The sequence below is a fragment of the Lentzea sp. NPDC051213 genome (assembly GCF_044455585.1).
In the GTDB taxonomy this organism is placed as follows: domain Bacteria; phylum Actinomycetota; class Actinomycetes; order Mycobacteriales; family Pseudonocardiaceae; genus Lentzea.
In genome coordinates this window covers 267,691-282,806 of record NZ_JBITEX010000008.1, presented here as the reverse complement: position 1 = coordinate 282,806, position 15,116 = coordinate 267,691, and the positions used below count along the sequence as shown (strand labels likewise).

The following is a 15,116-nucleotide window of genomic DNA, read 5'->3' as shown; positions in this document are numbered from 1 at the left end:
ACGTCAACCAAGATCACCCTGCTGGCGGGCAGCCAGGCGGGCGGCCGTCCTCCAGAGTCAGCTTGAGTCCCAGCGCGACGGACTTCGCGGCGAGCTGACGGCGTTGCACCTCACGAAGGGCGTTGCGCGGGGTGAGCGAGCCTGCCGCTGGATCAGCGCGGAGGAAGTAATGCAGCACAGTGCCGTCGAGCATCGGCTCGAGCCAGATCTCCATCGTGCCCACGAGCGCGCCGCCGACGGTCCAGCGCAGCCCCTCGTCACCCCGGTCGGCGTAGACGTCGAGCTCGAGATCGGGCCAGAACGACCGCCACGACGATGGCATCGAGAAGGCGGCGGCGACCACGCTGGGTGGTACCGCCAGAAAAGTCTCGTCGACGACGTCCACACTGGCCATGGGTGCAAAAGGTAACGGAAGGGCGTACCAACCTTTGTATCGCCGGAATCACACGCTAAGTTTCCCGACCAGTAACATTTCACCGTACGGAGGTTGACGTGCGCGAGTTCAGCGTCCCCGCCACCGCCGCTGTGGCTCCGGAGGAGAACCTCACCGACATGGTGTGGGCCAACGCGGAGCGCTTCGGCAACGCCGTCAGTTTCCGCAGGCAGATCGACGGCACCTGGGTCGACATCACGGCGCGTGATTTCGCCGCGCAGGTCATGGCTGTTGCCAAGGGCCTGGTCGCGGCCGGTCTCGGGCTCGGCGACCGGGTCGGTCTCGTCTCCAAAACGCGCTACGAGTGGTCGCTGCTCGACTTCGCCGTCTGGGCGGCGGGCGGCGTCGTGGTGCCGATCTACGAGACGTCGTCGGCCGATCAGATCGAGTGGATCCTGTCCGACTCCGGCGCGACGGCGGTCTTCGTCGAGGCGTCCTCACATCGAGCGATGGTCGACGAGGTCGTCGGCAAGCTGCCCGAGCTGCGCCACGTGTGGCAGATCGACGGCTCGGCCCCCGCTGTCGACGAGCTGACCGCCCTGGGCGCCGAGATCACTGACGAGCAGGTGCACGAGCGGCGCGGTCAGGTCCAGGCCGACCACACGGCGACGTTGGTCTACACGTCCGGCACCACCGGCCGGCCCAAGGGCTGCACGCTCACGCACCGCAACCTGCTGTCCGAGGTGCGGTCGGCGCTGTCGCGGTTCCCGGAGATCCTGGCGGCGGGCAACTCGCTGCTGCTGTTCCTGCCGCTCGCGCACATCCTGGCCCGCGCTCTGGGCCTGGCGTGTGTGTACTCGCGCGCGACGGTCGGCCACACGGCGGACGTGAAGAACCTCGTCGAGGACCTCGGCCAGTTCCGCCCGACGTTCGTCGTCGCGGTGCCGCGCGTGTTCGAGAAGGTCTACAACGGCGCCAAGCAGAAGGCGCACGCCGGCGGCAAGGGCAAGATCTTCGACGCCGCCGAGGCGACGTCGGTCGCGTACTCCAGCGCGCTGGACAACGGTGGCCCCGGCCTGGGGCTGCGGATCAAGCACGCCGTGTTCGACAAGCTGGTGTTCTCGAAGCTGCGTGGGGCTCTGGGCGGTCGTGCGATCGCGGCCGTGTCCGGCGGCGCGCCGCTGGGTGACCGGCTGTCGCACTTCTTCCGCGGTGCGGGCATCCCGGTGTACGAGGGCTACGGCCTGACCGAGACCTCGGCGGCGGCGTGCGTGACGTTCCGCGGCCAGGAGAAGGTCGGCACGGTCGGCCTTCCGGTCCCCGGCACGTCGGTGAAGATCGCCGAGGACGGCGAGATCCTCATCAAGGGCGACATCGTGTTCACCGGCTACTGGAACAACGAGGCCGCCACCAAGGAGGCCCTCGAGGACGGCTGGTTCCACAGCGGTGACATCGGCGAGCTCGACAACGACGGGTTCCTGAAGATCACGGGCCGCAAGAAGGAGATCATCGTCACCGCCGGTGGCAAGAACGTCTCCCCCGCGCAGCTCGAGGACCGGATCCGGGCGCACCCGCTGATCTCGCAGTGCATGGTCGTCGGCGACAAGCAGCCGTTCATCGGCGCGCTGATCACGATCGACCCGGAGTTCTTCCCGACGTGGAAGGACTCGCACGGCAAGCCGGCATCGGCAGAGGTCCCCGACCTGATCGAGGACGCGGACCTGCTGGCCGAGATCCAGGCCGTGGTGGACGACGCGAACAAGTCGGTGTCGAAGGCCGAGGCGATCCGCAAGTTCCGCGTGCTGCCGGTGGACTTCACCGAGGCCGGTGGCGAGATGACGCCGAGCCTGAAGCTCAAGCGCAACGTGGTGGCGACGACGTTCTCTGCGGACATCGACGCGATCTACGCCAAGTAGGGCTGAAAATACGCGAAAGGCCCAGGAGCTGAGAGAGAGCTCCTGGGCCTTTCGACCCCCAGCGATCGTGATCCGCAGAGTTCCGCGGAACCCGAGAAGTTTGTTGCCCCGGCCCCCCGACCGGGACGAGTAGAAGATTGCCTTACGACGCTGACGTATCGCTGACGCGCCGATGTCACTCCGCGACAGCGCGCTAATAGGCTGTCCGGGAGACGGGGATCAACCGGCGCGCACGAGGGGTAGGCGATGGCTTCGGGTCCGCAGTTCCGGCTGCTCGGCCCGTTGGAAGTGCGCCTGGACGGCTCGCCCGTGGTCCTCCGCGCAGGCAAGCACAGGGCACTGCTGGCGGCGTTGCTGCTGCGCCCGAACCGCGTCGTTCCCGTGACGGAACTCGTCGAACATGTGTGGGGCGTCACACCGCCTGCGCGCACTCGTGGGACGTTGCAGACGTACGTGATGCGGCTGCGGGCGGCGCTGGGTGACCCGTCGCTGATCCAGACCGCCGCGGACGGCTACCGGATGCGGGTCGATCCGCTGGCCGTGGACGTGCACAGGTTCGCTGACGCGGCCGCGCGCGGGCGGGCGGCGGCGACGTCGAACGACCTGGTCACGGCCCGGAAAGCGTTTGCCGAGGCGTTGGACCTCTGGCGCGGTCCGGTGCTGTCGGACGTGCCCTCGGAGACGCTGCACTCCGAGCACGCGCCGAGGCTGATCGAGTTGCTGATGACCGTGCACGAGCAGCAGATCGACGTGGAACTCGCGCTGGGCAACCACGCGGATCTGGTGCCGGAACTGTTCACGCTGACGCGGGATCACCCGTTGCGCGAGCGGTTCTGGGGACAGCTGATGCTCGCGCTGTACCGCAGCAGCCGGCAGGCGGAGGCGCTGGAGGCGTTCCGGCAGCTCGACCGGACGCTGGACGAGCAGCTCGGCATCGATCCTTCGGAGGAGCTGCGCTCGCTGCACCAGGCGATCCTGGTGGGGGCGCCGGGGCTGGCGGCACCGGTGGTGTCACGGGAACCGGAACGGGCGCCGGCGTCGCCGATGCGGCTGCCGGACGACATCGCGGACTTCACCGGGCGCGAGTGGCACGTGGACCGGATCGCCGGGCTGGTCACGGGTGCGGCCGTGCCGATCGTGACGCTGGCGGGGCAGCCAGGTGTGGGTAAGACGACGCTCGCGGTGCACGTGGCGCATCTGTTGCGGGAGAGGTTCCCGGACGGGCAGCTGTACGTCGATCTGCGCGGGTACGCGCTGGGGCCGCCGGCGGACGGGCTGGACGTGCTGTCGCGCTTCCTGCGGGCGTTGGGGGTGCCTCCGGACGAGATCCCGCCGGACGCGGACGAGCAGAGCACGATGCTGCGGTCGTTGCTGTCGGGACGGCGGATGCTGCTGATGCTGGACAACGCCTCCGCGCCGGACCAGGTGCGGCCGTTGCTGCCGGGGACGGCGTCGTGCCGGGTGATCGTGACGTCGCGGGACGACCTGCGGGGGCTGATCGCGATGAACGGCGCCAGGACCGTGCCGGTGGACGTGTTCGGTGCTCCGGAGTCGGCCGCGTTGCTGGAGAAGTTGCTGGGGCCGGGTGAGCACGCGGAGCTGGCCGAGCGGTGCGGGCACCTGCCGCTGGCGTTGCGGGTGGCGGCGGCGTACCTGGCCGGCCGTGACGACGTGACGATCTCGGGGTCGCCGATCGAGCTCGCCTACGCGGCACTGCCGCCGGCGCCGCAGCGGTTGTTCCGGTTGCTGTCGCTGGTGCCGGGACCCGACTTCACCCCGGAGGCCGCCTCGGCGCTGGCCGACGTGGACGCCGAGGGCCTGCTGACGGTGCTGGCGATCGCCAAGCTGGTGGTCTCCGCAACGCCTGGGCGCTACCGGTTCCACGACGAGCTGGTGCGCTACGCGGCGGCGTTGCGCGAGGAGTCGGACAGCCCGTCCGAGCAGCAGGTGGCGTGGACGGCGTTGCTGAACCACTACGCGCGCGGCGTCGAACGCTGCGCCGAGCTGCTCTACCCCGGCATGGTGCGACTGCCGTCGTCGGCCTCCGGCCCGGCGCCGCGGATCTCGAACTCGGACGAGGCGCTGGCGTGGCTGGACGCGGAACGCCCGAACCTGACCGCCGCGATCCGGCACGCCGCCCAGCACGGCCCGGCCTCGATGGCGTGGCAGCTGGCGGACGCGCTGCGCGGCTACCTGTGGATCGGCCAGCACGTCGGCGAATGGCTCGCGACGGCGCACCACGGCCTGCAGGCCGCCCAGGCGTCCGCGCACCGCCCGGCCGAGGCCGCGATGCACGCGAACCTCGGCACCCTCTACCTGCGGCTCGGCGAGTACGCGCTGTCGGTGGAGCACCACAACCTCGCCATCGAGCTGTACCGGGCGCTGGGCGACAAGGACGCCGAGGCGGGCGTGCTGAACAACCTCAGCCTCGTCCACCGCCGCTCCGGCCGGCTCGGCGAGGCCAGGGACGCCCTCGTGCGCTGCCTGGGGATGCTGCGCTCAGCGGACAGCGTCAGCACCTGCCTGTACAACCTCGGCCAGCTCGCCGTGGAACTCGGCGAACTCGACGGCGCGGTCGAGCACTTCTCGCAGGCTCTGGCCTTGGCGCCGAACGCCGACAGCCACACCTACCTCGGGATGGCGCTGCGCCTGCAGGGACGGCTCGCGGAGGCGCGCACGCACCTCGAACGCGCCGTGGAGATCGGCAACGTCCCCGCCGGCGAGGCCGAGACCCTGGAGAACCTCGCTGCGCTGGAGCTGGCCGAGGGCAAGGCCGAGGACGCTCTGTCGCTGGCCTCGCGCGCTCTCTCGCTGGTCGCCGACGGCGGGGACCAGCAGGTGGCGACATCGGTGCGGATCACGCTCGGCGACGCTCGCCGCGCGCTGTTCGACTTCGACATCGCGGCCGAGCTGTACGAGCAGGCCTTGGCGACGGCCCGGCGGATCGGGTACGCCTCGGGCGAGGTCCGGGCGTTGATCGGGCTGACGGTGGTGTGGCGGGATCTCGAACGCCCTGACGACGCCCGGTCCGCCGCTGACCAGGCCGTGCGGCGCAGCGCCGAGCTGGGGCTGCACGCTTTGGAGAATCTCGCCCGCGAACTCGCCTGACCTGCCGCGATATCCGATATATCAGCTGGCGATATGCCATATATCGGATATCGGGTCGTCCGCGACAACGTTGTCATGTCGCCGCAGCGGGCTGCCGCCGCCACTGATATATCGGATACGGGATATCAGTGGCGCTGCGCGATATATTGGATATTGGAGCTGGGCCGCGATATATCGGATGCGGGATGTCGGCCGCAGCCGCCCTGCGATATATCGGATACGGGACACCGATGGCGGCCGCCACGCGATATATCGGGTATTGGATATGGATCAGCCGATCAGGCCCTCGAGGCGATGCGCGAGCTGGTCCCACCGCCAGTGGTCGCTCACCCACTCCCGGCCGGCACGTCCCATCTTGGCCGCCATCTCCGGATCGGCCAGCAGAGCGGCGACCTTCGCGGCGACGTCCTCGACGTCGCGGCCGTCGACCACGTTGCCGGTGATGCCGTCCCGCACGGTCTCCGGGGCGCCGCCGGACCGACCGGCCACCACGGGCAGGCCGGTCGCCGAAGCCTCCAGGTAGACGATGCCGAGGCCTTCGACGTCGAGACCGCGGCCGCGGGTGCGGCACGGCATCGCGAAGACGTCGCCGGCGTTGTAGTGCGCGGGCAACTCCTCCCACGGCACCGAGCCGGTCAGCACGACATCACCGCTGCGGACTGAGCCGGCCAGCTTCTCGAGCGTCCCCCGGTACGGCCCGCCGCCGACGATCAGCAGTGCCGCGCCGGGCACCGAACGCTGGATGAGCGGCAATGCGCGGATCAGCACGTCCTGCCCCTTGCGCGGCACGAGCCGGGACACGCACACGATCACCGGCCGGTCGCCGAGCCCGTACCGCCGGCGGATCTCGGCGCGCGCGGCCGGGTCCGGGCGGTACTGCTCGGTGTCCACACCGGACGGGAGGTGTTCCAGCGCCGCCATCGGACCGAACGCCGCGGCGAACCGGGAACGGGTGTAGCGGCTGACGTACGTCACAACGTCCACACCGGACCCGATGGCCCGCAAAGCCTGCCGCGCCACCGGTAGCATCGACCAGCCGACCTCGTGGCCGTGCGTGCACGCCACCGCGCGACTCAGTCCGAGCGAAGGCGCCAGCAACGCCAGCGGTGCCGCGGCGCCGAACCACGCGGCTTCGCAGGACTCGGCGCGGGCGATGTCGCGGGCGCGGGCGAGGACGTCCGGCGTCGGCAGCATCAGCGACGTCGGATGCCGCACCACCGGGAACGGCTGCTCGGCGTCGAACTCGGCCGCGCCCTTCCACTTCGGCGCGTACACGACCAGCGAGTCCGCGGGCAGCCGTGTCGCCAACGCGTGCAGGTAGGACTGGATGCCACCGGGACGCGGCGGGAAGTCGTTGGTCACCAGCAAGGTTCGGCGCACGAACCCAACGCTATCCGATGCTCGATCGCAGGAACTCGCGCCAGCCCGCCACGTCGACGGCCGCGGGGTCCACAGCGGACAACGCCGCGTTGCGCAGGAAGAAGTCCACGACACCCCGCTCTCCCAGCCGCGACTCGAGGTAGACCATGATCGAGTACGCCTGCTGGTAGGCCAGATCGCGCCGCGGACCGCTGAACTCGACGGGCAGGGCGGAGACGTCGGACGTGAGCAACGGCGCAGCCTGGCGCAACGACAGCCCCAGCCCGTGGAACGCCACCCAGTCCGCGAACCCCTCCACCAGCCACAGCGGGGCCGAGTCCGAGGTCAGGTCCCGCGTCGCCACGTGCGTGATCTCGTGCCGCAGCAGCACCCGCAGCTCCAACGGCGTCAACGGCGCCGCGCGCACCCGATTGATCACCACGCGCTGGACGTCGCCGTCGCGGATCGCGATCCCCGCCATGTCCGCGAACGCCGGTCCGACGAGCGCGACCAGCTCCTCGTCGGTCGCCGGAATGACGACCTCGACCCGCCGCGACCAACTGATATCCAATATATCGGCGACGCCGGCCACCGACTCGTCCACCAGCCCCGACACGCGCGACGCCAGCTCTGAGTCACAAGAACTGCTGGTCACGGTGCCCGAAGCCGTCGTGGCCACGACCTCTTTGCAATGAGGTGTTGCGGTCGGCTGCAACTCAACGGGCCGCAGTGCAACGTTGAGGCCCAGCAGGAACGTCATGGCGACCGTGATCGCCAGCAACGGCCTGAGGTACTTCACCGGCGCAACGCTAGCCCTCGATGCGACGGATGACCGCGATGGATCCGATGGCGTCGATCGGCGCGATCTTCACCGGCTGTCCCTCGGTCGAGGCGTGCAGGGCGCGGGCGTTGTCGACCGCCATCGCCACGTGCGAGCGGCTCGCGTAGTAGACGATCAGATCGCCCGCACGGACCTCGGACCGCGGCACCGCGCGTCCCACCCCGGCCTGTCCGCCGGAGGTGCGCGGAATCGCGAACCCCGCCGCCGAGTAGGCCTTCATCGTCAGCCCCGCGCAGTCCCACCGGTCCGGCCCGGTGGCGCCGTACTGGTACTCGTCCCCGCGCTGCGCCAGCGCGAACGCCAGCGCGAGACCGGCCGTCCCCGGCGGCACGCTGATCGGCGATCGGTCCCCCGGATCGCGCAACTGCGTCGCGACCGGCGCCGGCAACCGCGGCAACGCCGCGCGCACCTCGCCGATCTGCGCCTGCAACGCCCGGTTCCGCGCGTCCAGGTCGCCCTTCAACTGCTCGGCGGCCGAGGCGGCCGAGGCGGCGCGGGCGCGGGCGTTCTCCGCCACCTGGTGCGCCTGGCGAGCCTTCTCCGCCGCGCCGGACAGCCGGGCCAGCGAGTCGGCGTTGTCCGCCGCCAGCACCCGCATCATCTCCAGCCGGTTCAGGAAGTCCTGCTGCGAGTCCGCCACGAGCAACGCCGACAGCTGGTTGAACCGCGCACCCTCGAACGACGCCTGGGTGATGAGGTCGACCTGGCTGCGGAAACTCTCCTCGTCGGCCTTGGCCTGCCGCTCGATCTGCTGCGCGGCCGCCACGTCCGTGGTCGCGCGTTCGAGCTCGGCGCGCCGCAGGACGAGATCCTCCTGTGCGCGCAGCACTTCCTCGTTGAGTTTCGTGGCCTGCGCGGTCAGCTCGGCGTAGGCGCGCGCCGGATCAGCCGGTTGTGCCGCTGAGGGCAGGGCCGGCAGAGCGGTGAACAACAGCACAGATGCGAGTACACCGCGGGTGAGTTTGCGCGACAGCACGTCGCCGATCCCCTTCGCGAGAACAAGACCGTCAAGATCGACGGCGTCAGGCTACCGGGTGATCAAACGCGCCCGAGCCGGGCCAGCAACACGGCGGACGGCACGGGGTGCGCACCCCGCCGGCGCACCGAATCGGCAACCGCGCGATCCGACGTCACCACCACCACGGGCCGCCCTTCCGGCTCCGCGGTCACCAACGCCCGGATCACGTCATCGGCCAGCACACCGGGGTCGCTGAAGAGCACACGCACGCCCCGAGGCGCCGCCGCCGGCACAGCCACCACCCCGGCGCCGTCGAACACCAGCGTCACCTCGGCACCCGTGCGCGCGGCCAGCACGGCCAGCTGATGCACGAGCCGGTCACGCTGATCCGACAGCGACAGCTCCGGATACCCGGTCTTGGTGACGTTGTAGCCGTCCACCACCAGGTGCACCGCGGGCAACGCCAGCAACCGGTCCAGCGCGGCCGGGTCCTCCACCCGTCCGACGGTCCCCTGCGACGCGCTGGCGCCGCGCACGAGGTCGGCAGGACGCGGCCCGGTCCCGCCGAGAGCCAGTTCGCGACGCAGGCCCGTCACTGCACCGTCGAGCGTGTCGACGAGCAGCGCGAGCCGCACCTCGTCCGCCTGGCGGGCCTCCCGCGCGGACTGCCGCGCCACCTCCGCGTCCGCGATCGCCCGCTGCGCCTTGCCCCGCTCGGTCTCGGCGCGCTCCCGCTCCCGGTCGCGCTCGGCGGTGAGGCGCTTGACCTCCTCGGCCGTGCGCTGCTGGATCTTGCCCACCTCGGCCCCCGCGGCCTCGGCGGCGTCCTTGGCCTCGCGCAGCTTCACGCCCTGCTCGCGCAATCGCTTGCGCAGGCGTTCCAGCTCGATCTCGGCGTCCGCGCGGACGCGTTCGGTGGCGCCGTCGAGCTGGCTGCGTTCGGCCCGCAACCGCTCCAGGTCACCTTCCAGCCGCTCCGCCCGCGTCACCGCGGCGTCCCGCTCCGCCCGCAGCGTCGCGTCACCGACCCGCCGCGACACCAGCTCCACGTAATGAGGCGCGACATCGTCACCGGTCAGCATCGCCGCCGAGGCAGCCGTCACCGGGTCCGGCGACGTCACCTCCAGCGTGGACGGCCGGTTCTTGCGCAACCACTCCACGACGGCCGTGCGGAAGTTCGCGGAGTCCCGCAGGCCGGCGACCACCTGCGCACCGCCGAGCCGGGCCCGTTTGGTCGGGGCGAACTTCGCCACTGGTCGCAGGTGCTGAGGCACGTCGACCTTCGCCATCTCGCCCAGCGCGTCGGCGCCCAGTTCCGCCAGTCTCACCCGCAGCGGCTCCGGCAGGGCGGACCAGTCCACAGTGGACTCGCCTACCTCCTCGGCAGGCGGGTCGTACTCTGGCTCGGGCATCGGGTCGGGCACCGCTACAGGCTAGAGCCCCCGCGCTTGAGCAGCGCACGGACATCTCCGGCCTCCGGAACACCGATCTCGGCGAAGATCGCCAACGCCTCCTCCCAGGCACCTTCACGACCGTGCCCGAGCACCACCAGCGAGCGCGCCTCACCGAGGCGGCAACCGTTGCGTCGATGCAGGTCAACGGCCTCTTGAGCGAATTTCAACGCCCGTTCGAGATCGACCGCGAGGTGCGCGGAGGCCAGCCCGGTCAGGGCCGTGCCCTCGATCAGGCCGTATCCGTGCTGGCGCGCGATGGCCAGCGCCTGGTGGAGGTGCTCGGCACGTCCCGTCACCCGTCCGAGACCCGCGAGTGACTGCGCCTCCCCGTGCCGATAGCCGATGCGTTGCGCAACGGACACCGCGCGGCGGTACTCCTCCTCTGCCCCCGGATCGCCCATCCTCAGCAGCACGGCGCCGATGCTGTGCCGTGCGTCCACCTCACCACCAGGGTCGTTCACCTCGAGAGCGATCTGCAACGCCTCGTGTCCGGCCGCCAGCGCGAGCTCGAACCGCCCGGCCTCCCGGTGCACCGCCGACAGGTCGTCGAGCACGTAGGACTCCAGGCCACGCTGCCCGAGCGCCCTGAGCTCCACCAAGGACTGCTCCACCGCCACCAGCGCCTCGTCCAGTCGCCCCTGGTCACGCAGCGCACAGGCGAGCTCGGCCAGCGACCGCCCGGACCTGATGCCGACCTGCTGATCGATCGCGAACGACCGCCGGTGGTGCGCCTCGGCGTCCGCGAGCCTGCCCTGCAGCCAGCACGTCGAGCCGATCTGGGACAACGCGTAGGCCTGCCGCCGGGGCAGGCCGGCCTCCTCGCTGAGCCGCGCCACCCTCAGGTAGCACTCGGCGGAACGGTCGATGTCACCGATCTCGCGGCAGACGTGCCCGATCACCGTCAGGAACCGGAGTGTGCCGGGCAGCCAGTTCTCGCGTTCGGCCAGCTCGAGCGCCTGGTGCGCGAACACCAGTGCCTCGCTCGATCGGCCGGAGTACATCCGCGCGATCGCCTCACTCCCGAGCACCGCTGCCTCGCCGCGCACCTCCCCTTCCCGCCTCGCCGCGGCGAGACCGGCTTCTCGCACGACGGTCCAGCTCACGTGGTCACGGCGCGCGGAGAAGAAGCTGTGCACCGCGTCCGCCATCCGCCACGCCGACGGGCCGGTGGCCGCGACCGCCACCAGGTTCGCCTTCTCCGCGTCCAGCCACGCCAATGCTTCCGCGGCCGTGTCGAACGTCCGTCCGCCCGCCGTCTCCAGCAGCACGTCGTCGGCGGCGTAACACATGCGCGAGGCGTTGGCCGCAGAGTCGCTGTGCCACAACGCAAGCTTCGTGCGCAGTGCGTCGGTCTCCTCCTCTGTCAGCAAACCGCGCGCGTACAACCGCACCAGGTCGTGCAGGTGGTAGCGATCACCTTGGCGTTCCACGAGATTCGCCGTGACCAGCTCGTCCAACTCCGGCTCGGCAACGAGCAACGCCGCCACTTCGGCGGTGAAGTCGTGCCCGGCAACGGCACCGAGCTTGCGGAACAATTCCCGCGCACCAGAGGAGAGGGTGCGGAACGAGAGGTCCAATGTGGCGCGCACGGCGAGACGTTCGTCCTCGTCGACACTCAACGCGGCGAGCCTGCTGCCTTCTTCGCGCAGGTCCTCGACCAGTTCCGCGACCGCACCGGTGGCGTTCGCCGCCGCGATCCTCAAGGCGAGCGGCAGATACCCGCACAGCCGGGCCAGCTCAGGCAGTTCCGGCGCGTCGCCGAGCAGTCCGCGCAGCAACGCGATCGCTTCTTCCGGCGACATCACGTCCAGCAACACCGGCCACGCGTCCACGCCGGCGAGCCGGTTGCGGCTGGTGATCACCACTCGGCAGCCGTCGCTGTCCGGGAGCAGCGGCGCCACCTGGTCGACACTCGCCGCGTTGTCCAGCACGACCAGTGTTCGCCTGTCCCGCAACAACATTCGATACAGCTCGGCCTGTTGTTCCAGTCGCTGCGGGATGCGCGGACCGGCGATCCCGAGTGCGCGCAGGAACCGCACCAGCACATCGCCCGGTGGCAACGGCGGCGTGTCCGGATCGAAGCCGCGCAGGTTCGCGTACAGCTGGCCATCGGGAAACTGCTCGGCGACGCGATGCGCGTGATGCAGCGCCAGCGCGGTTTTGCCGACACCCGCGGTGCCGTCGATCGCGGTGATGACGACCGTGCGACCGATGGCCTCCAGCTCCGCCAGCGCGGACTCGCGACCGGTGAAGTCCGGCAGGCCCCTGGGGAGCTGATGCGGCACAACTCGATGCACCGGCTCGACCGCGACACCGGCTTGCAACTCGCGCAGCCGTTGCCGGTCCGGATACCGGTCGCTCAGCTCTCGCAGCGCGACGGAGACGTCGTCCCCGAGGCGCAGCCGGCGTTCGAGGTCGTCCTCGACGACTTCGAGCCGTTCCTCCTCCAACGCCGCACGGACGTCGCTCCACGGCGGTGCGGCGGGGAGATCGGCAAGCGGTTCCTCCTGCCACAACGCCAAGGCCGCCTCGAACAATCGCGCGGCCGCCGCGTCATCCTCCAGAGCGCGCGCATTCGTGACGAGATGGCGGAAATGGTGCAGATCGACATCATCAGGCCCGGCTTCGAGCACGTAGCCATCACCTTGAGTGGACACGACGATGCCGTCCAACGCCTGCCGCAACCGGAACACCTGCTGGTGCAGCGCGTTGACGTGCATGGGCTTCTCGTCCACACCCCACATGGACTCGATCAGTCGCTCCGAGCCCACCACGTGGCCAGGTTGCAACGCCAATGCGGCAAGCAGCGAGCGCTGCCGGACGCTGAGGGCCAAACCGGAAGGTCCCAGAAGCGTGATCCGCACTCACGCGAGGTTAGCCGGAAAAATTGTCAGACCCCATCGCTAACGTCAGCCCGGTGACCGGTCAACTGTCCTTCGACGAGCTCGGGACGCCGCTGCGCGACACGACGTTCGTCGTCTTCGACCTGGAGACGACGGGCGGAAGTGCCGGCGAGGACGCGATCACCGAGATCGGCGCGGTGAAGGTGCGCGGCGGCGAGGTGCTCGGCGAGTTCGCCACGCTCGTCGATCCCGAGCGCGGCATCCCGCCGCAGGTGGCCCAGCTGACCGGGATCACGCAGCTGATGGTCACGGGCGCGCCGAGGCTGCGCACGGTGCTGCCCGCGTTCCTCGAGTTCGCGGCCGGAGCGGTGCTGGTGGCGCACAACTCCGGCTTCGACATCGGGTTCCTCAAGGCGGCCTGCGAACGGCACGAGTACCGGTGGCCGAAACCGTCGGTGGTCTGCACGGTGAAGCTGGCGCGGCGCGTGCTGAGCCGCGACGAGGCGCCGTCGTGCCGGCTGTCGGCGCTGGCCGATCTCTTCCGCACCTCGACCCGGCCGACGCACCGGGCGCTGGCCGACGCCAAGGCGACCGTCGAGGTGCTGCACCGGCTGCTGGAGCGCGTCGGCAACGTCGGCGTGCACTCGCTGGAGGAGTTGCTGGCGTACCTGCCGGAGGTGACGCCGGAACAACGCCGCAAGCGCTCGCTGGCCGCGCATCTGCCGTCCTCGCCGGGTGTGTACCTCTTCCGCGGCCCGAAAGAAGAGGTGCTCTACGTCGGCACGGCGTCGGACCTGCGTCGGCGGGTGCGGCAGTACTTCACGGCCAGCGAAGGCAGGCGCAGGCTCCGCGAGATGGTGGCGCTCGCGGTGCGCGTCGACGCCGTGGAGTGCGCACACCCGCTGGAAGCGGAGGTGCGTGAGCTGCGGCTGTTGCGCGCGCATCGGCCGGCCTACAACCGAAGATCGAAGAACCCGCACCACGCGTGGTGGCTGGTGCTGACCGACGAGCCGTTCCCGCGGTTGTCGCTGGTCAGAACCCCGCGTGACGGAGCGCTGGGCCCGTTCCGCACGCGTCAGGCGGCGGAGTCGGTGGCGGACGCGCTGCTCGACGCCGTGCCGCTGCGCTCGTGCACGATCAAGATCCCGGCGGCGAACCAGCGTGCGTCCCCGTGCGCACTGGCCGAGCTGGGCAAGTGCCGGGCACCGTGCGCGGGCCACCAGAGCGTGGAGGAGTACTCCCCCGCGGTGGTGGCGGTGCGCGATCTGGTGGTCGGACGAAGCGCGGACCCGTTACGCACGCTCGTCGCGCAACTGGGCGCGCTGGCCTCGGCCGAGCGCTTCGAGGAGGCGGCACGGCGCCGTGACCGGGCCGCGGGCCTGGTCCGGTCGCTCGACCGAGCCCAACGCCTGACGGCCCTCGCCGCGCTGCCGCAACTCGTGGCGGCCCGGCCGGACCGTGCGGGCGGCTGGGAGTTCTCGGTGGTGCGCTACGGCCGGCTGGCCTCGGCCGGGGTGGCCCGCCGCGGCACCCGGCCGATGCCGGTCGTCGACGCGCTGGTCGCCGCGGCGGAGACCGTGGTGCCGACGGCCGGGCCGCTGCGTGGCGCACCGCCTGAGGAGGCCGGTGTGGTGCTGCGGTGGCTCGACCAGCCGGGCACCCGCCTGGTGTACGCGGACGAGCCGTGGGCCTCCCCCGCCGGTGCTGCGGCGGCGTGGGTGCCCTGGGCCGAGCAGGCCTCCAGCGCCCGTCCCCTGTCCGACTGGAAGAACTGACCCGATCCGCCGAAAGGAGCCGAGCCTGGCCGATCCACAACCGAACAAGGCGTTCCAGGCGCAAAATCGCGATCGTGAGCGATCTCGGTTACGCCCTGCACCACGTTCAGCTGGCGATCCCGGCGGGCGCTGAGGAGGAATGCCGCGCCTTCTACGTCGGCGTGCTCGGCCTGGAGGAGGTGGCGAAGCCTCCCGCGCTGGCGGCCCGCGGCGGGCTGTGGGTGCGGTCGGGTTCGCTGGAGATCCACCTCGGCGTCGAGGCGGGGTTCCAGCCCGCGCGCAAGGCGCATCCGGGCATCCTCGTCGGCGACCTGGACGCGCTCGCCGAGCGACTCACGGCCGCGGGCACCGAGGTCACGTGGGACGAGAACTTCCCGGCCTACCGGCGGTTCCACGCGTTCGACGCCGTGGGCAACCGGCTGGAGTTCATGAGCCCCGCGGTGCGGTGACGTCCCCACGCCCGCGATCAGCTGGTAGGGCAGACTACGG

At 70.8% G+C, this 15,116-nt stretch carries 10 protein-coding genes; 4 read left to right on the top strand and 6 right to left on the bottom strand.

Translation table 11 applies throughout. The annotated features are described in order from the left end of the window. Positions 1-13: 13 nt before the first annotated feature. Entirely contained in the window at positions 14-394 is a 381-nt protein-coding gene (locus ACIA8G_RS33135; protein WP_396422640.1) for a polyketide cyclase / dehydrase and lipid transport, read from the bottom strand. A 98-nt stretch (positions 395-492) separates the two neighbouring features. On the opposite strand from ACIA8G_RS33135, the gene ACIA8G_RS33130 reads away from it, so the two are divergent. Beyond that, the gene (locus ACIA8G_RS33130; RefSeq protein WP_396422639.1) at positions 493-2,289 is read left to right on the top strand and encodes an AMP-dependent synthetase/ligase; all 1,797 of its coding nucleotides are present in this window, start codon (positions 493-495) and stop codon (positions 2,287-2,289) included. Positions 2,290-2,535: 246 nt separating this feature from the next. Then, complete coding sequence (locus ACIA8G_RS33125) at positions 2,536-5,397, top strand: BTAD domain-containing putative transcriptional regulator (protein ID WP_396422638.1); 2,862 nt, start codon at positions 2,536-2,538, stop codon at positions 5,395-5,397. Positions 5,398-5,667: 270 nt separating this feature from the next. Here the strand turns inward: ACIA8G_RS33125 and ACIA8G_RS33120 are convergent, their stop codons facing one another. From ACIA8G_RS33120 to ACIA8G_RS33100, 5 genes are all read right to left on the bottom strand, one after another. Next, positions 5,668-6,777: a glycosyltransferase family 4 protein gene (locus ACIA8G_RS33120; RefSeq protein WP_396422637.1), complete on the bottom strand. Its 1,110-nt coding sequence runs from the start codon at positions 6,775-6,777 to the stop codon at positions 5,668-5,670. 10 nt (positions 6,778-6,787) lie between these two features. Beyond that, complete coding sequence (locus ACIA8G_RS33115) at positions 6,788-7,555, bottom strand: hypothetical protein (protein WP_396422636.1); 768 nt, start codon at positions 7,553-7,555, stop codon at positions 6,788-6,790. A 10-nt stretch (positions 7,556-7,565) separates the two neighbouring features. Beyond that, the gene (locus tag ACIA8G_RS33110) at positions 7,566-8,573 is read right to left on the bottom strand and encodes an NlpC/P60 family protein (RefSeq protein WP_396422635.1); all 1,008 of its coding nucleotides are present in this window, start codon (positions 8,571-8,573) and stop codon (positions 7,566-7,568) included. 62 nt (positions 8,574-8,635) lie between these two features. Continuing rightward, positions 8,636-9,967, bottom strand: coding sequence for an NYN domain-containing protein (locus ACIA8G_RS33105; protein WP_396422634.1), 1,332 nt, complete (start codon positions 9,965-9,967; stop codon positions 8,636-8,638). Positions 9,968-9,981: 14 nt separating this feature from the next. After that, positions 9,982-12,873, bottom strand: a complete 2,892-nt coding sequence (locus ACIA8G_RS33100; RefSeq protein WP_396422633.1) for a tetratricopeptide repeat protein — start codon at positions 12,871-12,873, stop codon at positions 9,982-9,984. Positions 12,874-12,926: 53 nt separating this feature from the next. Between ACIA8G_RS33100 and ACIA8G_RS33095 the strand changes: the two genes are divergently transcribed. Both ACIA8G_RS33095 and ACIA8G_RS33090 read left to right on the top strand, forming a co-directional pair. Beyond that, positions 12,927-14,627, top strand: coding sequence for a DEDD exonuclease domain-containing protein (locus ACIA8G_RS33095; RefSeq protein ID WP_396422632.1), 1,701 nt, complete (start codon positions 12,927-12,929; stop codon positions 14,625-14,627). Between the two features lie 74 nt (positions 14,628-14,701). Further along, positions 14,702-15,076, top strand: a complete 375-nt coding sequence (locus ACIA8G_RS33090) for a VOC family protein (protein ID WP_396422631.1) — start codon at positions 14,702-14,704, stop codon at positions 15,074-15,076. Positions 15,077-15,116 lie beyond the last annotated feature (40 nt).